Raw genomic sequence first — 17,049 nt, forward strand, 5'->3', positions numbered from 1 at the left:
AGTCGTCCACGCGGGTGGCACCGCGGCACCGGCGAGGAACGGGCACCCCCTGGAGGGAGCGGCAACCATGACCAAGTACGCGCGCAGAGAGGCCCTGGTCGTCGGTGGGGCCACCGGCATCGGCCTGGCCATCGCCAAGCGTCTCGTGGAGGGCGGGGCGACGGTCCTGCTGACCGCCCGCACCGACGAGGAGCGCGCCCACGCGGTCGCCGAACTCGGCTCCGCCGCCCGCGTCGTCGCCCCGTCCGCCGTCGAGACCGCTCTCACCGCACAGGCCCTCACCGCACGAACCGGCACCGGACCCGGGAGCACCGCAAGGAGCGCCGCCGGGGGCGGCGTCGATCTCCTCTTCGCCGATGCCGTCCCCACCGCCCGGCCCCTGCTGCCGCACCTCAAGGACGGCGGTGCGATCGTGCTCACCGCCCCCACCCCGTGCCCCGACGCCGTGACCGCGCTCGCCGCCGAACTCGTCTCCCGGGGCATCCGCGTCAACGCGGTGGCCCCGGGCTGTATCGAGGCGCCGGGCTCCGGTGCCGTGCCCCTGCCGCCGCTCGGCCGCCTCGGCGCCGCCGAAGAGGTGGCCCGGGCCGCGCTGTTCCTGGCCACGGAGGCGACGTTCACCACGGGGGCCAGGCTCCCCGTCGACGGCGGGCTCGGCCACCCGTGAACCAGCCGCCCCGCACCACCGCCTTCGCCGCCCGGCCTCCACCGTCCTCGCGAGACCCCGACGTCCGTCCCACATCCCGCACCTCCCTTACGGAAAACCTGGAGCGCACCCCATGAGCACCGCACCCGACACGGCGCCCGCCGCCGCTGCGGCCCCGGACCCGAAGAGCGGAGGCGACGAACAGCAGAAGCTTCCGCTGTTCGCCCTGCTCGCCCTCGCCACCGCCGTCTTCATCACCAGTCTCACCGAGACCCTCCCCGCCGGCCTGCTGCCCGCGATGAGCCAGGACCTGCGGGTCAGCGAGTCCGCGACCGGCCAGACGGTCACGATCTACGCGATCGGCACCGCCCTGACCGCGATCCCGCTCACCGCGGCCACCGCGGGCTGGCGGCGCAAGAGGCTGCTCCTCACGGCCATGGGCGGCTTCGCCCTCGCCAACACCGTGACGGCCGTGTCGTCCGTCTACGAGCTGACGATGGTGGCGCGTTTCGTCGCCGGTGTGGCCGCCGGTCTCGCCTGGGCCCTGCTCGCCGGATACGCCCGCCGTATGGCCCCCGTGCACCTCCAGGGCAAGGCGATGGCCATCGCCATGGCCGGTATCCCCGTCGCGCTCTCCCTCGGCGTGCCCGCCGGTACCTTCCTCGGTGACTGGCTCGGCTGGCGGGTGGCGTTCCTGTCGATGACCGCCCTCACGTTCGTGCTCCTGGTGTGGATCTTCGCGGCCGTACCGGACTTCGCCGGCCAGGGGCGCGGCGAGCGGCCGAAGATGCTGCGTACCCTGCGCATCCCGGGTGTGTCCCCGGTCCTCTTCGTCACGCTGGTCTTCGTGCTGGCCCACACCATCCTGTACGCGTACATCGCCACGTATCTCGAGGACCTGGGACTGGGCGGCTCCACCGGCCTGATCCTCCTGGTCTTCGGCGCCGCCTCGCTGGCGAGCATCTGGATCGTCGGCGCGCAGATCAACCGGCGGCTGCGTGGCCTCACCGTCGGCGGCGCCCTGCTCGTCGCCGTCGCCTCGCTGCTCCTGGCCGTCCTCTCCGACACCACCGCCCTCGTCTACGTCGCCGCGGTGCTGTGGGGTCTGGGCTGGGGCGGCGTGCCCACCCTGCTGCAGACCGCCGTCGGTGACGCGGGCGGCGAGTCCGCCGACGCGGCGCAGGCGATGCTCGTCACGCTCTGGAACGTCGCGATGGCGGGCGGCGGCATCGTCGGCGGCATCCTGCTCGACGTGGTCGGCAGCGAGTCCTTCCCCTGGACGGTTCTGCTGCTTCTGCTGCCGGTGATCGCGGTCGTGCTGTACGCCCGGCAGGCGGGCTTCCCCGCCCAGCGGCCGGTGGCCCCGGCCCACGGCGCGGCACCTGACCCGGCCTGACCGCAGCCACAGTTCCGCGCGGGCCCGATGCCGAGCATCGGGCCCGCGCGGCGTTCCCCGCCCGATCGTGCCCGCCGGGCCCGCGCCCCGACGCGACGGTCGTAGACCAACTTCAGCCATCTCGACCGGATCCGCGTCATGTTCATATCCTGTTGACACTTCCTCGGTCGGGTTCGGTAACGGTTTACTGCCTGGTCGAACCCCTACCTCCCTCGGCACGCGCCTCGCTCCCCCACCCCGTGGCGCCCCGTTTCCCCAGCTCAGCCCGCAAAGTTGCAAAATTGCCGATCAAGTCAGGGAATCGTCGCCCCAGACGGTATTTTCAACTCGCACTTATGTGCCGTGTATCCGCTTGGGTTCGAGTAAAGACGAATATCGAGGGGGCGTAGCGTTACATGTCGTCAAGTGAGGTACGCACGGTCGTGTCGGGCGATGGCACGCGCATGCAACAATTCATGGACGAGATCTTCCAGGCCTTCCAACGCGCGGAGCAGCGCCGGTGGGCCCAGGCGTACCTGTGGGGGCTGATCCACGCACCCGGCAAGAAGACTCCGCGCAGGCTGGCGCTGGCCAAACCCCTGCCGTCGGCTGCCGCACATGGACTGCACCAGTTCATCAACGCCAGTCCGTGGGACTGGCAGCCGGTGCGTAACCGGCTGGCCCTGCGCGCGGCCGCGAGCACGACCCCGCGCGCCTGGACCGTTACCGAACTCATCATTCCCAAGCGTGGCGAGCACTCCGTGGGGGTGCACCGGCGGATCGACCGGAACACCGGACGCGCCGTCAACTGCCAGCGTGCCCTGGGCCTGTTACTCGTAACGGATGCACACTGCTTACCGGTGGACTGGAGCCTGGTGCTCGACAGGGCGTGGAACCTGGACGCCGAACGCAGGCGTCGCGCGCGTGTCCCCCCGTCCCAGGCCGGGCGGACCGCCGGCTCCTACGTGATCGACTACGCGGGCGGGATCGCCGCTCAGCCTCCGCTCCGCAGAATCCCCTGGGTACTCGACCTGACGAGATGCGACGAGTCGGCCAGCGTGCTCGTGGGGCTCGCGCGCCAGCGCGTCGAGGTGGTGTGCGAGGTCTCGCCGGAACAGGTGGTGCTCACCGGACGTCGCACACCTGCCGCAAGCACGGTGAGTGCGCTGGGAGAGGACCGGTGCGCCCGCCAGACATACGTCACGTTCCGGCAGACGACGGCGGCCCGTACCAGGACCGTCCCCATACACATGTACACCAATACGGTACGCCTACCGAGCCTCGGCAACGACGGGGAGGCCCGTCCCTATCGCGTCCTGGAGCGGCCCGACCCGGACGGCCGGCAGCCGGCCCGGTACTGGATCACCTCGCTCACCGACCGCCGCGTGGTGGAGATCCTCAGGTTGGCGCGCAGCCGTGTGGCGGCCCTTTCGACCGTCAGCACGCTGCAAAAGCGTTTCGGGGTACTCGACTTCGAGGGCCGTTCCTATCCCGGCTGGCACCGGCACATGACCATGGCCTCCGCCGCCTACGCATACGAGTGCCTCTACCGCAGCCCCGGCGCGACCCCGCCACCACCGGCCACCTCACCGCTCACACCCCCGGCCCGGCTCACCGGCGCCCTGAACTGACGTGAGGCCGAGGAGAAAAGGTGGGGCACGTGAGACAGGTACTCGTGGTGGAGCAGAACACCGCCGCCGCATCAACCATGGTGAGCGATCTCCGGCGGCAGGGTTTCACCGCCCGCAGTGTCTCCACCGGAGAGCAGGCCCTGCGGGCGCACGGCGACGCGGATCTGGTGCTGTTCTCCCTGAAACTGCCCGATATCGACGGACTGGAATTGTGCCGTTCCCTGCGGAACAGCGGTGACACCGCACTGATAGCCGTCACCGACGCCGAGGACGAACTGGGGCGGGTTCTTGTCCTGAAAGCAGGCGCGGACGACTGCGTGGTGAAAACCTGGGGATTTTGGGAGGTCGGGGCCCGTATCGAGGCGGTACTCCGCCGCGCCCAGCCCCGGCAGGCCCTCCCGGCCGCCATCTCCCTGCACCATCTCCATATCGATCCGCGTCTGCGGGAGGTGCGGCTGCACAACCGGCTCGTCGGCGTCACATCGAAGGAGTTCGAGCTGCTCTACACCCTGGCCGCCACCCCCGAAACGGTCGTGACACGGAAAGAGCTGATGTCCCGGGTCTGGGGAAGCAACTGGGGGCACACCAGCCGCACCATCGACACCCATGTGAGCAGCCTCCGGGCGAAACTCGGCTCCAGCGGCTGGATCATCACGGTCCGGGGTGTCGGCTATCGCATGGGGTATGCCTGGCGCATGCCGGAGACGTTCGCCGGCTGAGCAAACGGGCGGCGCGAGGGCCCCGGGGAGCGTACGACCACGCTCCCCGGGGCCCTCGCCGTCACACCGCCGCCCCCTCCAGCCGCCGCAGCAACGGGTGGTGCGCCTCTCCGGTCTCCCCCACCGCCCGTCGCGCCCACCAGGCCGACGCCAGATTCGAGGTCAGCAGTGTGCGCCGCGGCTCGCTCCGGGCCAGCTCGGCGAGGGCGGCGAGCGTGCTCATGCCCGTACCCGTGAAGAGCAGGGCCGTGCCGGCGGGCAGTTCCCGCTCCCGTACGCGCCGCAGGATCGCCCCGGTCGTCACCTCGTACGGGTCGTAGTGCGCGTCCTCACCCGGGCTCGTGGCCCCCGGCTCCGCCGTGCCCGGGTCCGCCGGTACGAGTACCACCCCGTCGACCGTGAGCCCGGCCCGCTCCCAGAAGGCGCGCGAGGTGTCGGTGAGCCACGGTTGGTACGGGGAGACGAGCGTCAGACGGGTCACCCCGAGCGCCTCGCAGGCCGCGAGTATCGCCTGCGTGGAGGACTGCACGGGAGAGCCGGCGCGCTCGGACAACTCGTCGCAGAAGGCCCGGTCGCCCTCCGGGTCCAGCAGGTAGTGCGAGGCGCTGCACGCCACCACGGTGGCGTCCAGGCGCAGCGCGCCGAAGCTGCCGAGCAGATCGGGAAGCACGTCGTTGTACGTCTCCAGCATGGCCCTGAGTCCGACCCCCGGAGTCACGGGGAAACGGGAGGTGTACACATTCATTCCGGCACCGAGCAGACGGTTGAACTCGGGTTCCGCCGTGGGGTTTTCCGGCGGCACGACGACCCCTAGCCGGGGCAGCGAGAAGAGATCCATGTCCGCACAGTAGACGCGCGTCACATCGACCGGGTCTCTCCGTAAGCCATTTGGCAACCCCGCACACCATCCTTGCACTCCCTTTCCTTCTTGACATTCCTTGACACTCCACCACACAGCTCTGACGCGGCGGATGTTGCCCTTCCCCGCCGGGCGGCGAAGGATATGGATCAGCGATCAGCGCCTGCGCACCCCAGGATTTCGATTCACAGCCCCTTTCGGGAATTCAACCCATTCCAGGACGGCCCTTCCGGAAATAAGGAGTGAAGGAAATGGCAGTGCCAAGCACCGAGGAACCGGGGAGACCGCCCCGCATATCCGACGCGACGCTGCGGGACTCCGCGCACATGGCAGGCGTCGAGTTCGGCCCCGAGGACGCCGCCGCCATCGCGGACCTGCTGGTGCGTACGGGCGTCGAACTCGTCGAGGTGGGCATGGTCTCCGGCCCGGACTCCAAGGACGCCGACCTCGTCCTCGCCACCCACGAGGCCATCGGCCCCGAGCGCAGCATGACGCTCCTCGTCGTACGCGACCGCCGCCAGGTCTCCCGCGCCCTGGACGAGGCCGAGCGCCTGGGTGTGCGCCACATCATGTACTCCATCCCCACCTCCGAGCAGCACGCGCAGCTGAAGATCGACTCGGCCAGCCCCAAGTTCCTCCAGGTATTGGCGCGTTCGGCGATTACGCAGGCCAAGGAGCGCGGCTTCCACGTCACGTTCAGCGGTGAGGACGGCGCCCGTACGCCCAAGGAACGGCTCGTCCCCTATGTCGAGGCGGGTTTCGCGGCGGGGGCGGACCGGTTCCGGCTCGCGGAGACCGTCGCCTGTCTGTCCCCCTGGCAGATGGAGGAGGTGATCGGGGACATCACCGCGATCGACGGCTCCGAGATCGAGATCCACTCGCACAACATGCTGGGCATGGCCGTCGCCAACTCCCTGGCCGCCGTGCGTGCGGGCGCCCAGTGGATCTCCGCGACCGTCGGCGGCATCGGTGAGCGCGGCGGCAACGCCCCGCTGGCCGAGCTGCTCACCTCGCTGCGCGTCATCCACGGCGACACCCGCTTCGACCTGACCCACCTCACCGAGCTGTCCCGGATCGCCCTCAGGGGCGCCGGCCTCGGGGACGCCTTCCAGTCCGGGCCGACCACGCCGCACGCCTTCGCGTACGAGCTGCCGGGCCAGCTGACCCACCCGGAGGCGTACGAGACGTTGCCCGCCGAACTTGTCGGCAACAGACGCGAGTTGCGGGTCCGCAGCCGCCTCACCACCGCGCTGGTCCGCTGGGCCCTGGCCGACTCGGGCCTGGAGATCGACATCGACGCCTTCACCCCCTGGCTGGCCGAGCGGCAGGAGCGGGACGGCCGCCCGCTGCTGGACCGGGACACGATCCGCAAGGCCGCCATCGACTTCCGCCCCGTCCCCGCCTGAACCACCGCTTTCCCACATCCCTCCCTCACCGACGGAGTCGCCCCATGTCCACCGCCACCCTGACCGGCGTATGCCCCGAGTGCGAGACCGACCTGACCGTGCCCCCGGTCACCCAGGGCGAGACCCTCTCCTGCCCCGAGTGCATCCTGACCCTCCGCGTCGAGGCCGTCGAGGACGGCCGGCTGACGCTGGAGATGGTCGAGGTGCAGCTGCGCGACTGGGGCCAGTGACATGGGCGCTCCCCGCCCCGTCGCGGTCGTCGCGGACCGAATCGCCTGGGAGGAACGCCTGCTGATCGAGGCGGCCCCGGCGTTCGGCCTCCGTCTCGGCTGGGTCAACGACGAGTCCCTCTCCCTCGGTCACCCGGACGCCCCGGCCATCAGGGGGTACGACACCCTGTTGATCCGCAGTCGCAGCTACACCCGCGGCGGGCTGATCGCCACCCTCGCCGAGGCGGCCGGCGTCCCCACGCTGAACACCGCCCGGGCCATCCACGCCTGCGAGAACAAGGCCGCCCTGCGCGCCCTGCTGCAGACCGCGGGCGTGCCGGTGCCGGACCACCGGCTCGTGCTCTCCCGCAAGGACTTCGACAAGGCCCTCGCCGACCTGCCGCTGCCCCTCGTCCTCAAGCCCGTCTTCGGCGGCATGGGCAAGCGGGTCACGCTGATCCGGCACGCCGACACCGCCCACTCCGTGTACGACTACATCGAGGACCTGGCCCACGCCTTCGAGCAGGCCGGCGTGGTGGAGCCGTACCTCGGCGGCCGCTCGGTGCGCTGCCTCGTCGTCGGGCGCGAGCTGATCGGCGCGGCGGAGTTCGAGAGCGGCGGCAGCGACTGGCGCAACAACGCGGCCCTGGGCAACAAGAACCGCGCGGTCGCCCACGACCCCGACGTGCTCAAGATCATCGACGGCGTGGTGGACGTGCTCGGACCCGGAATCTACGGGGTCGACCTCTTCAGCACCCCGGACGGCTACGTCGTCAACGAGGTCAACCACGCACCCGGCTTCCGGGCCGTGGCCTCCGCCACCGGAGTGGACATCCCCTCGGCCATCGGCCGTTATGTGCAGGAGCTACTCGCATGATCCGTGCAGGAGTCGTCGGCGCCTCCGGGCTCGCCGGCGGCGAACTCATCCGACTCATCACCCAGCACCCCGACCTGGAGCTGGCCTTCCTCGGCGGTTCCTCCAACATCGGCCGCCGGCCCTCCGAGCTCCACCCGGGCCTCCGCATCCACCAGGGCCTGACCGTGCAGCCCGTCACCGAGGAGGTCGCGGAGAAGGTCGACGTCCTTTTCCTGGCCACCCCGGCGCCGGTCTCGGCCGAGCTGGCCTCGCTGCTCGCGGACCGCGTCCCGGCCATCGTCGATCTCAGCGGCGCCTTCCGCATCCGTACGCCGGAACTGCACGACCGCTGGTACCCGAAGGTCAAGCGGCGCACCGATCTGGCGGACCGCTTCGTGTACGGCGTACCGGAGCTGATCGGCGACCGGTTGAAGGGCGCCGCGCTGATCTCGCTGCCCGGCTGCTACGCCACCGCGATCACCCTGGGGCTGGCCCCGCTCACCCTCGGCCTCGGGCTCGACCTGAAGACGGTGGTGGTGGACGGCAAGAGCGGGTCCAGCGGCGGCGGCATCCAGCTGCGCACCTCCGACCTGCACCCGTTCCGGGCCGGGGCCATCGCCCCGTACTCCCCGACCGGGCACCGGCACGCCGCGGAGGTCGGTGACTTCCTGGAGCGGAGCAAGCCCGGCGCGGTCGGCAACCTGACCATGTCGGCGTACGGCGTCCCCAACGTACGGGGGCTGCTGACCAGTTCGTACGTCTTCACCGACGAGCAGGTGGACCAGCGCGAGCTGAACCGGGCCTACCTGCGCTTCTACAAGGGGTGCCCGTTCGTCCGGGTGCGCCGGCCCGACGAGACGCTGATCCCGGTGCCCGACCCGCAGGTCGTCCTCGGCTCCAACTTCGCCGATGTGACGATCCTGCACGACGAGGAGGGCGGCCGGATCGTCGTGCTCGCCGCGCTCGACAACCTCGTCAAGGGAGCCGCGGGCCAGGCCGTGCAGGTGACGAACCTGCGGTTCGGCCTGCCGGAGGAGACGGGGCTGACCCAGCAGCCGGTGATGCCGGCATGAGCGCACAGCGTTCCGTCCCCACGGTGGTCAAGCTCGGCGGCAGCTGCCTGGACGATCTCGACGGTGGCTGGTGGGACGACCTGGCCCGCCACGGCCGGGGCCGTCCGCTGGTCCTCGTGCACGGCTGGTCCAAGCCGCTCAAGAAGCTCAGCCCCCGCTACAGCGAACCGTCGGCGATCCTGCACGACCGGTACGGCAACCAGAGCCGGTGGACCACGCCGGAGGTCATCGACGACATCAAGACCGTCAGCGCCGAGCTGGCCGAGGACGTTCTCGGGCGGCTGGAGAGCCGGGGCATCACCGCCGAGCGGCTGCTCGGCAGCGAAGGACTGGTGAGTGCGGGCGAGGGCGAGCGCTGGTGGTGGCAGGAGAAGCAGCTCGTCGAGCTGGAGAACCTCGTCGGCCCGGTCGCCGGCGTCGACCCGGCCCCGCTGAAGAACCTCCGGCCCGGACACGCCTGCCTCGTCACCCCGCTCGCCCGGAACGCGGCGGGCCAGGAGGTCAACACCGACGCCGACCGGGCTGCCGCCGCGATCGCCGGAGCCACCGGCGCCACCGACCTGGTCCTGGTCACCGACGTCAGCCACCTGCTGATCGGCGGGGAACCGGTACGCCGGATCAGCGCCCGGGACGCGGCCGCCTTCCGCGACAAGGGCGCCAAGGGCGGCATGCGCAAGAAGCTGCGGGCCGCGGGCGAGGCCCTGGAGCGCGGCGTCGAGCGGGTCGTCATCGGCAGCGCCGCCGTCACAGAGCTGCTGGACGGCTCCACCGGCACGGTCGTCACCGATGCCCGGACCCACACGTCAGGAGCGGGCGCATGACGCGGTCCCGTGTGCTGGTCGTCAACAACGGAACGCTCTCCCTCAAACAACTCCGTTCCCGATTTGAGGAGTTGGGGTCGCAGACCGAGGCGGTCGACGCCTTGTCCGTACCCGCCCGGGTGAACGGCCGCTACCAGGCGATCGTGCTGAGCGGCACCAAGGTGCGCGCGTACGACAGCGAGTACTACAAGCCCCTGATCGACCTCGTCACCAACACGGACGTGCCGGTCTTCGGCATCTGCGGCGGCATGCAGATCCTCGCCGTCGCGGCCGGCGGACGCCTCGCGGAGGGGCCGCAGCGGGTCGGCGGCTACGAGGTGCAGGTCGATACGGAGGAACCGCTCTTCACCTACGTGAAGCCGACGGTCACCGTCTTCCACCGGCACACCCTCTACCTCCAGGAGGCCCCGGCCGGCTACCGCTCGATCGGTCGTTCCGAGCACGCGCCCGTGGAGTTCCTGCGCTCCGACGACGGCCGGATCTTCGGCGCCCAGGCCCACCTGGAGTTCCGCAAGGACGGCCTGGAGATCCTGCGCGGCTTCGCCCGGCTCTACCAGTGACCCGTGCCCGTCGAGCCTGACCCGGAGCCGGCCCGACTCCTCTCATCTCCGCTCTCCCCACACCTGACTCCCGTTACTCACAAACGACAAGGATTTCGCCATGAGTGCTCTGGAAGACCCGCAGGACCCCGCCCTCACCGTCCACCTCAACGGCAGCGGCGGCGCCATCAAGGGCTGGGTGGTGGTCGACACGCTCGTCGACGGCCTGGCGATGGGCGGCACCCGGATGACCACCGGGGTGACCGAGGAGGAAGTCGCGGGCCTGGCCCGGGACATGACCGAGAAGTTCACCCTGGCGGGACTGCGCATCGGCGGCGCCAAGGCCGGGATCGTCTCCGACGGCTCCCACCGCGAGGAGACCTTCCGCACCTTCGGCCGCACGGTGAAGCCGCTGCTGCACGGCGGCATCCACCTCGGCATCGACATGGGCGTCACCCCCGCCGACCGGGCCGTCTTCTTCGCCGAGGCGAACTACGACCCCCGCTACCGGCCCGGCGCCCCGGACATGCCGATCGACTGGCGTACGTACTACGAGCCCCTGATCGACGCCACCGGTCACGGCGTCGGGGTCGCCGCGATCACCGCCCTGGAGGCGACCGGCCGTACCGGGCCCGCCCGGGTCGTGGTGCAGGGCTTCGGCGCGGTGGGCCGGGCGGTGGCCCGCTTCCTGGAGGACCGCGGGCACATCATCGTGGGCATAGCCGACGTCCGGGGCACGATCAGCGCGGACCGGCTGCCGGTGAAAGAACTGGTCGCTGTCACCGACGAGTTCGGGCGGATCGACCGCACCCGCCTGCCGCAGGACGTCAAGCTCTCCGGCGAGCCGGACGCCTGGCTCGATGTCGACGCGGACATCCTGGTCCTGGCGGCGCAGAAGTACGCGCTCACCGCCGAGAACACCCACCGCCTGCGGGCCGGTCTGGTGGTGGAGGGTGCCAACCTCGCCTCCAGCGCGGCGGCGAAGGAGAAGGTCGCCGCCTCCGGGGCCGCCCTGGTGCCCGGCGTGATCGCCAATATCGGCGGCGCGGCCTCGGCGGCCCTGGCCGTCACCCGGGTGGTCCCGTTCGACCTGCCGGCCGAGGCGCGCAAGGCATGGGTCTTCGACTGGGTGGGCGACCGGGTACGGCAGAACACCCGGGACCTGCTGGAGATCGCGGCCGCCCGGGCGGGAAACCCGCTGCCCGAGCTGCTCGCGGCCCGCCGGAAGGACCGCTGATGGGTACGGCGGCCACGGAGGCGGCGGTGCCGGCCACGGAACGGCCCGTCCCGGCCGCTGTTCCCGGACAACGGGCGACCGGGGGCGAAACGCCCGAGGAGCGCGCTGCCGAGTACCGCCGCCGGGGCTGGTGGCGGAAGGAGACCTTCCTCGACGACCTGCACCGCCAGGCCCGCCTGCGTCCACGCCGGCCGGCCATCGCGGGCCGGCGCGTCGCGGAGTCCCGTACCGACACGCTCGACTACGCCGAACTGGACCGTCTGACCGACCGGTTCGCGCTGGCCCTGCTCGAACTGGGTGTACGGCGGGGCGACTTCGTCGCCGTACAACTGCCCAACCGATGGGAGATGGTGCCGCTGATCTTCGCTTCCATCCGGGTCGGCGCCGTCATCGTCCCGATCTCGCCCATCTGCACGGAGGAGGAGCTGCGCCACCGCCTCGGCCTCACCGGGGCCCGGGTGTGCGTCACCCTCCCCGAGTGGTCGGGCACGCCACTGGCGGAGATCGTCACCCGCCTCAAGGACGGACTCCGCACCCTTGAGCATGTGGTGGTGGTCGACGGGCCGCGGCCCGAGGGCGCGCTCCCCTTCCACGAGCACTTCGTGGCCCAGGAGCGGGAGAAGCAGGAGGGCGCCATCGCCCGTCTGGACGGCCTGGCGCTCGGTGCGGACGACCCGTTCGTGGTGCTGTTCACCTCCGGCACCACCGGTCCGTCCAAGGGCGTCCTGCACAGCCAGAACACGGTCCACTCGGCCGTACGCGGGTACGTCGACGCATTCGGGGCGGGCGACGACTGGGTGGCGGCGGTCTCCACGCCGCTCGTCCACTACTCGGGGTTCGCGCAGGGCCTCCTCGCGGGCGTCATGCTGGGCGGCACTGTCGCTTTCCAGGACGTACGCCGCAACGAGGCGCTGCTGGACCTGGTGGAGCGGTACGGCGCCACCCTCTTGTACGGGCCGCCCGCCACCCTCGCCGATGTGGTCGTCTCGCAGCGGGCCGAGCGGCGGGACACCAGCACGCTGCGACATGTGGTGATCGGCTCGGCCCCGGTCCTGAAAGAGCTGGCCGACGAGGTCCACGAGACGCTCGGCGCCCGCGCCCACTCGCTGTGGGGCATGTCCGAGAACGGCCCCGTGACCACCACCCGGCCCGAGGACCCCGAGGGCTGGGCGGCGCGGAGCAACGGCAGCGCCATCGACGCCATGGAGACCCGCATCGAGACGTCCGGGGCGTTCGGGACCCCGGAGGCCCCGGCCCTCTCCGGGGCCTGCGGCACGGCCGGCTCCGTGGGGCGGCTCAAGGTGCGCGGGGCGTCGCTCGCGCTCGGATACCACAAGCGTCCCGAGGCGTTCGCGGCCGAGCTGAGCGAGGACGGCTGGTTCGACACCGGCGACCTCGCCCGGGACGACGGCCGGGGCGGCATCCGCATCATCGGCCGGGCCCGGGACGCGGTCCTGCGGGACGGGCAGGTGGCTCCGATGACGGAACTGGAGGCGGTGATCGGCAGCCACCCGAAGGCGGTCGAGGCCGCGCTGGTCGGCCTGGAGCCGGCGGGGGGCGGCGCCCAGGAGGGTTCGGGGCCCGGGAACGTGATCGTCGCCGTCGTGGTCCCGCGCGGCGGCCAGGGCCCGACGCTCGACGAGGTCCGGGCCCGGGTCACGGAGGCGGGCCACGACACCCGCTTCCTGCCGGACCGGGTGGAGCACGTCCCCGCCCTCCCGAAGACGCTGACCGGCAAGGTCCGCAAGGCGGAGCTGCGCGAGCGGTACGCCACGAGCACCACCGCCTCCTGACCCGGAGCCGCCCCCTGTTCACCTCCACCCTCACCCCGACCGTTGGAGCTGTCATGCCCGAACCCACGCCGGTCTCCATGTCGGCGACCCTCGCCGCCGACGAGGCCCTGGCCCGACGGCGTCGGGCCGGGGAACGGGTCCTGTCGATGGCCAGCGGGGAGATCGGCCTGCCCGTCCTCCCCGCGCTCAGGGACCGGCTCGCCGCCGCGGCCGCCGAGAACGCGTACGGCTCCGTCGCCGGAAACCCCGCCCTGCGCACCGCCGTCGCCGGGTACTGGGAGCGGCGCGGCCTGGCCATCGACCCAGGGCTCGTCGTGGCGGGTCCTGGCAGCAAGTCGTTGCTCTTCGCGCTGCTCCTCGCCATCGGCGGGGACGTGATCGTGCCTGTCCCGGGCTGGGTCAGCTACGCGGCCCAGGCCCGTCTCGCCGGGGCCCGGCCCATCCCCGTACCGATCCCGCCGGGGCAGGGCGGGGTGCCCGACCCGGACCGGCTGCGCGGCGCGGTCGCCGATGCCCGGGCCGCCGGGCAGAACCCCCGGGCCGTGGTCGTGACCGTGCCGGACAACCCGACCGGCACGATCGCCTCGGCCGCCACCGTACGGCGGCTGGCGGAGGCGGCCCGTGAACTGGACCTCGTCATCGTCTCCGACGAGATCTACTGCGACCTGGTGTACGACACCTCCGAGCCGGCCGTCTCCCCGGCCCTGCAGGCGCCCGAGCTGACCGTTGTCACCACCGGCCTCACCAAGAACCTGGCGCTCGGTGGCTGGCGTACAGGGGCGGCCCGGCTGCCCGACAGCGAACCGGGGCGCGCCTTGCACACCCGGCTCGTCGCGGTCGCCAGCCAGATCTGGTCCAGCCCGCCCGCGCCGGTGCAGACGGCGGCCGCGTACGCGTTCGGGGAGCCGCCGGAGGTCACCGAGCGCATCGCGGCGAGCCGGCGGCTGCACGAGAAGGTGGTGCGCGCAGTCGCCGCCCGCTTCACCGCCGTGGGCGCGGAGCTGGCCCCCGTCGCCGCGACCTGCTACCTCTACCCGGACTTCGAACCCCTGCGGGAGCACCTGGCCGTCACGCACGGCGTGCACGACGGCGACGCCCTGGCCGGGCTGCTCTCGGAGCGTTACGGGGTCGGCGTACTGCCCGCGAGCGCGTTCGGGGAGTCCGGCCGCCCTCTGCGGATCCGGGCGGCCACCAGCCACTTCTACGGCGACACCGACGAACGGCGCACGGCCGCGCTGGAGGCGGCGGACCCGCTCACCCTGCCGTGGATACGGGAGGCGGTCGACCGGGTCGGCGAGATCCTGGCCGACCTCACGGGCGCGGACGTGCCCACCACCCTCGCCCCTCACTCCTGATTCACCCCAACTCACCTACGCAATCGAGGAGTCATTCATGTCCCACCCTCACCTCCCCGTCCTCTTCGAGGCCATGTACGACGGCGAACGCCACGTCGGCTTCGGCCGCCCCGAGGACGGCGCGCAGCAGACCCTGTACCGGGTGCAGGACGGCCAGGTCGCGGCCGCCTTCATCGCCACGGACGGCTCGGAGGAGGCCTTGCGGGCCGCCCTCACCGAGGGTGCGGAGACCGTCGTCGTCACCGCCGGGGAACCGGAGACACGGCTGCTGCCTCCGTTGCTGCCGACGGCCACGGGCCATGCGCTGCTGAGCGGTTTCATGGGCACGCACAAGAAGAAGTGGGGCGGTGAAACCGCCCCGGAGGACGGGGTGTTCACCCCGCCCAAGTGGTTCTTCAAGGGGTTCGGCGACTGGGTGCGGCTGCCGGGCGAGGCTTTGAGCGTGCCCGCGCGGCCGGTCGCCCTCATCGAGGAACCGGAGGTCGCCCTCGTCTACGTCAACGACGCCGACGGCACGCCCCACTACGCCGGTTACACCTTCGGCAACGACCTGTGCGACATCGGTCTGCACCGCCAGGACCCGGGCTACAACCCGTACTGCAAGCTGTGCGACACGGCGCTCACCCCCTGGCTGTTCCTCGGACCGCCGCCGCGCACGGTGACCGGCCGGGTCACCATCGTCCGGGACGGCGCGACGGCGTGGGAGGGCGGTTTCGACTGCGGTGACGACGCCCTCTACTACCGGGTGCAGGACATGGCGGCCCACCTGTTCACGTTCCCGGCGGTGCGGCGGCCCGGGCTGGTCAACTACGTACTCCTGGGTGCCGACGAGGCCAGCTTCCACGACGGGTTCCGGATCGCCGACGGCGACCGTATCGCCATCGACGTGAAGAGCCACGGCGTCGCCTTCGAGAACCAGGTGCGGTACGTCTCCCCGACCCCCTCCACCACTCCGGCCGCAGCCCCGGCGTCCGTCGCCACGGAAGCCGCGGAGCCTGTCGTCACGGCATGAACACCTTGAGAAGCAAAACCGGTCGACCTGTCCGGACGCCGACCGGCCCGGGCACGCTGTGAGAGGACGCCGAGTTCGACGAGGCGTTTCAGTTTGGCGCGGGTGCCTTCGATGTCCTTCGGCATCAGTTCGTGGTCGGGGGCTTCGCAGATGTCGCGGGCCCGAAGGGGGCCGGCGGCCCCGTTGAGGAAGGCGAGGACGCGGGGGTCCGGGTGCTCGGGCGGGTCGGGCGCGGAGGCCCGGCCGGAAGGCGGTCAGCGAGTGCGGTGATGGTCCTCTGGACGGTCGCGAGGTGTTCGAGGCGGGTCCCGGCCTCCCGCAGCCGGCCCTGCATGTCGACGATCTGCGTGCGGAGGTCGTCGGCCGGGGCCCGGGCGGCGTCGTCCTGTTCCGCGGCGCTCCCCGGTACCGGCCGCTCGCGTCACGGAGCGGCGCTGGAGCCCGGCCCGTCCGAAGGGATCACGTCAGCCGGGCTGGTCACCGGGTGCGGCGCTCAGGCCAGCCACTGCTCGTACGCCATGTTCGCCACCAGCGCGAAGACGACCACCAGCAGGACGACACGGACGAAGCCGCTGCCCTTCCTCAGGGCCGTGTGGGCACCGAGGGTGCCGCCCGCCAGGTTGAACACGGCCATCAGGCCCGCCAGCTGCCACAGCACCGCGCCCTGCCAGGCGAACATCGCCAGCGCGCCGGCGTTGGTGCAGCAGTTGACGATCTTCGCGGTGGCGGACGCGGTGACGAGGTCGAGGTGGAGCAGGGCGGTGAGGGCCAGGACGAGGAACGTACCGGTGCCGGGGCCGATGAGGCCGTCGTAGAAGCCGATGCCCAGGCCGCCGAAACCGATCGCGGCGAGGACGCGGCGGCGGGAGACCGGGCCGGGCTTCGGCGTGGTGCCGAAACCGGGCCGGAGGATGACGAAGGCGGCCACGGCGAGCAGCACCACCATGATCACCGGTTCGAGGACCTCGGTGCTCATCCCGGCGGCGAGGAAGGCCCCGCCCGACGATCCGGCGAGGGCGGCGAGACCGATGCGTACGGCGGTCCGTACGTCGACGGGTGCCTTGCGGGCGAAGGTCACCGCCGCGCCGGTGGTGCCGACGATGGCGACCGCCTTGTTGGTGCCGAGCGCGTGCGCGGCGGGCGTGCCGGCGGGCAGGCCGAGCAGCAGCGCGGGCAGGAGCAGGAGCCCGCCGCCGCCGACCACGGCGTCGATCCAGCCGGCGGCGAGCGCCGCGAGGCAGAGGAGAACGACCGTGGTCAGCGAAATGTCGGGCATGAGCGTGACCCTATGGAGCGGGTAGTTGTGCCGTCCATCAAGATGAGCTTTTCCTGAGGTTGGGCGTCGTCACAGTGCCGCCCCGCATCACCCCGGCATCACCCCCGCCTCCCCGTCGGCGCCTCCTCACAGCCGCCCCGGCCCGGTGCTCCGAACCCTCACACCCACCCCCCGTCCCCGCTGAGGGCAGCGTTCCGCGCGGGAAACAGACGCGATGCCGCCGGGTAACACCCGCACCGCAC

Annotated in this window: 16 protein-coding genes; 14 read left to right on the forward strand and 2 right to left on the reverse strand. The window is 71.7% G+C overall.

Annotated features, from left to right (window positions below):
- Positions 1 to 67 precede the first annotated feature (67 nt).
- The 4 genes from ACWZEH_RS10055 (at position 68) to ACWZEH_RS10070 (ending at position 4,371) form a co-directional block, all read left to right on the forward strand.
- Complete coding sequence (locus tag ACWZEH_RS10055) at positions 68 to 667, forward strand: SDR family NAD(P)-dependent oxidoreductase (protein ID WP_456197579.1); 600 nt, start codon at positions 68 to 70, stop codon at positions 665 to 667.
- A 112-nt stretch (positions 668 to 779) separates the two neighbouring features.
- The gene (locus ACWZEH_RS10060) at positions 780 to 2,042 is read left to right on the forward strand and encodes an MFS transporter (protein WP_456197581.1); all 1,263 of its coding nucleotides are present in this window, start codon (positions 780 to 782) and stop codon (positions 2,040 to 2,042) included.
- A gap of 395 nt (positions 2,043 to 2,437) precedes the next feature.
- Positions 2,438 to 3,652, forward strand: a complete 1,215-nt coding sequence (locus ACWZEH_RS10065) for an IS701 family transposase (protein ID WP_456197583.1) — start codon at positions 2,438 to 2,440, stop codon at positions 3,650 to 3,652.
- A gap of 29 nt (positions 3,653 to 3,681) precedes the next feature.
- Entirely contained in the window at positions 3,682 to 4,371 is a 690-nt protein-coding gene (locus ACWZEH_RS10070) for a response regulator transcription factor (protein ID WP_456197585.1), read from the forward strand.
- Between the two features lie 61 nt (positions 4,372 to 4,432).
- On the opposite strand, the gene ACWZEH_RS10075 is transcribed toward ACWZEH_RS10070, so the two are convergent.
- Positions 4,433 to 5,209 (reverse strand): maleate cis-trans isomerase family protein, encoded by a 777-nt coding sequence (locus ACWZEH_RS10075; RefSeq protein WP_456197587.1) that lies wholly within the window; start codon positions 5,207 to 5,209, stop codon positions 4,433 to 4,435.
- 272 nt (positions 5,210 to 5,481) lie between these two features.
- Between ACWZEH_RS10075 and ACWZEH_RS10080 the strand changes: the two genes are divergently transcribed.
- The 10 genes from ACWZEH_RS10080 (at position 5,482) to ACWZEH_RS10125 (ending at position 15,531) form a co-directional block, all read left to right on the forward strand.
- Positions 5,482 to 6,636 (forward strand): isopropylmalate synthase, encoded by a 1,155-nt coding sequence (locus ACWZEH_RS10080; RefSeq protein WP_456197589.1) that lies wholly within the window; start codon positions 5,482 to 5,484, stop codon positions 6,634 to 6,636.
- A gap of 44 nt (positions 6,637 to 6,680) precedes the next feature.
- A complete protein-coding gene (locus ACWZEH_RS10085) occupies positions 6,681 to 6,866 on the forward strand; it encodes a lysine biosynthesis protein LysW (protein ID WP_073816536.1) in 186 nt (61 codons plus the stop codon).
- A 1-nt stretch (position 6,867) separates the two neighbouring features.
- A complete protein-coding gene (locus tag ACWZEH_RS10090; protein ID WP_456197591.1) occupies positions 6,868 to 7,722 on the forward strand; it encodes an ATP-grasp domain-containing protein in 855 nt (284 codons plus the stop codon).
- The gene (argC, locus tag ACWZEH_RS10095; protein ID WP_456197593.1) at positions 7,719 to 8,774 is read left to right on the forward strand and encodes an N-acetyl-gamma-glutamyl-phosphate reductase; all 1,056 of its coding nucleotides are present in this window, start codon (positions 7,719 to 7,721) and stop codon (positions 8,772 to 8,774) included. The genes ACWZEH_RS10090 and argC overlap by 4 nt, the downstream gene beginning before the upstream one ends.
- Positions 8,771 to 9,595, forward strand: coding sequence for an amino acid kinase family protein (locus tag ACWZEH_RS10100; RefSeq protein ID WP_456197595.1), 825 nt, complete (start codon positions 8,771 to 8,773; stop codon positions 9,593 to 9,595). Before argC ends, ACWZEH_RS10100 begins: the two co-directional genes overlap by 4 nt.
- Positions 9,592 to 10,155, forward strand: coding sequence for a type 1 glutamine amidotransferase (locus ACWZEH_RS10105; protein ID WP_456197597.1), 564 nt, complete (start codon positions 9,592 to 9,594; stop codon positions 10,153 to 10,155). Before ACWZEH_RS10100 ends, ACWZEH_RS10105 begins: the two co-directional genes overlap by 4 nt.
- Before the next feature lie 100 nt (positions 10,156 to 10,255).
- Entirely contained in the window at positions 10,256 to 11,371 is a 1,116-nt protein-coding gene (locus ACWZEH_RS10110; protein ID WP_456197599.1) for a Glu/Leu/Phe/Val dehydrogenase dimerization domain-containing protein, read from the forward strand.
- Positions 11,371 to 13,164, forward strand: coding sequence for an AMP-binding protein (locus ACWZEH_RS10115; protein WP_456197600.1), 1,794 nt, complete (start codon positions 11,371 to 11,373; stop codon positions 13,162 to 13,164). Before ACWZEH_RS10110 ends, ACWZEH_RS10115 begins: the two co-directional genes overlap by 1 nt.
- 53 nt (positions 13,165 to 13,217) lie before the next feature.
- Positions 13,218 to 14,519, forward strand: a complete 1,302-nt coding sequence (locus ACWZEH_RS10120; RefSeq protein WP_456197602.1) for a pyridoxal phosphate-dependent aminotransferase — start codon at positions 13,218 to 13,220, stop codon at positions 14,517 to 14,519.
- Between the two features lie 37 nt (positions 14,520 to 14,556).
- A complete protein-coding gene (locus tag ACWZEH_RS10125; RefSeq protein ID WP_456197604.1) occupies positions 14,557 to 15,531 on the forward strand; it encodes a fumarylacetoacetate (FAA) hydrolase in 975 nt (324 codons plus the stop codon).
- A gap of 493 nt (positions 15,532 to 16,024) precedes the next feature.
- On the opposite strand, the gene ACWZEH_RS10130 is transcribed toward ACWZEH_RS10125, so the two are convergent.
- Entirely contained in the window at positions 16,025 to 16,807 is a 783-nt protein-coding gene (locus ACWZEH_RS10130; protein WP_456197606.1) for a sulfite exporter TauE/SafE family protein, read from the reverse strand.
- Positions 16,808 to 17,049: the final 242 nt, after the last annotated feature.

The organism is Streptomyces yamdrokensis (genome assembly GCF_053890455.1).

Bases quoted from the DNA above. Each gene is read 5' to 3' on its own strand.
- ACWZEH_RS10065 (WP_456197583.1), top strand. From the start codon at position 2,438: ATGTCGTCAAGTGAGGTACGCACGGTCGTGTCGGGCGATGGCACGCGC.
- ACWZEH_RS10090 (WP_456197591.1), top strand. From the start codon at position 6,868: ATGGGCGCTCCCCGCCCCGTCGCGGTCGTCGCGGACCGAATCGCCTGG.
- ACWZEH_RS10105 (WP_456197597.1), top strand. From the start codon at position 9,592: ATGACGCGGTCCCGTGTGCTGGTCGTCAACAACGGAACGCTCTCCCTC.
- ACWZEH_RS10110 (WP_456197599.1), top strand. From the start codon at position 10,256: ATGAGTGCTCTGGAAGACCCGCAGGACCCCGCCCTCACCGTCCACCTC.
- ACWZEH_RS10055 (WP_456197579.1), top strand. From the start codon at position 68: ATGACCAAGTACGCGCGCAGAGAGGCCCTGGTCGTCGGTGGGGCCACC.
- ACWZEH_RS10120 (WP_456197602.1), top strand. From the start codon at position 13,218: ATGCCCGAACCCACGCCGGTCTCCATGTCGGCGACCCTCGCCGCCGAC.
- ACWZEH_RS10115 (WP_456197600.1), top strand. From the start codon at position 11,371: ATGGGTACGGCGGCCACGGAGGCGGCGGTGCCGGCCACGGAACGGCCC.
- ACWZEH_RS10075 (WP_456197587.1), bottom strand. From the start codon at position 5,209: ATGGATCTCTTCTCGCTGCCCCGGCTAGGGGTCGTCGTGCCGCCGGAA.
- ACWZEH_RS10125 (WP_456197604.1), top strand. From the start codon at position 14,557: ATGTCCCACCCTCACCTCCCCGTCCTCTTCGAGGCCATGTACGACGGC.
- argC (WP_456197593.1), top strand. From the start codon at position 7,719: ATGATCCGTGCAGGAGTCGTCGGCGCCTCCGGGCTCGCCGGCGGCGAA.
- ACWZEH_RS10080 (WP_456197589.1), top strand. From the start codon at position 5,482: ATGGCAGTGCCAAGCACCGAGGAACCGGGGAGACCGCCCCGCATATCC.
- ACWZEH_RS10130 (WP_456197606.1), bottom strand. From the start codon at position 16,807: ATGCCCGACATTTCGCTGACCACGGTCGTTCTCCTCTGCCTCGCGGCG.
- ACWZEH_RS10085 (WP_073816536.1), top strand. From the start codon at position 6,681: ATGTCCACCGCCACCCTGACCGGCGTATGCCCCGAGTGCGAGACCGAC.
- ACWZEH_RS10060 (WP_456197581.1), top strand. From the start codon at position 780: ATGAGCACCGCACCCGACACGGCGCCCGCCGCCGCTGCGGCCCCGGAC.
- ACWZEH_RS10100 (WP_456197595.1), top strand. From the start codon at position 8,771: ATGAGCGCACAGCGTTCCGTCCCCACGGTGGTCAAGCTCGGCGGCAGC.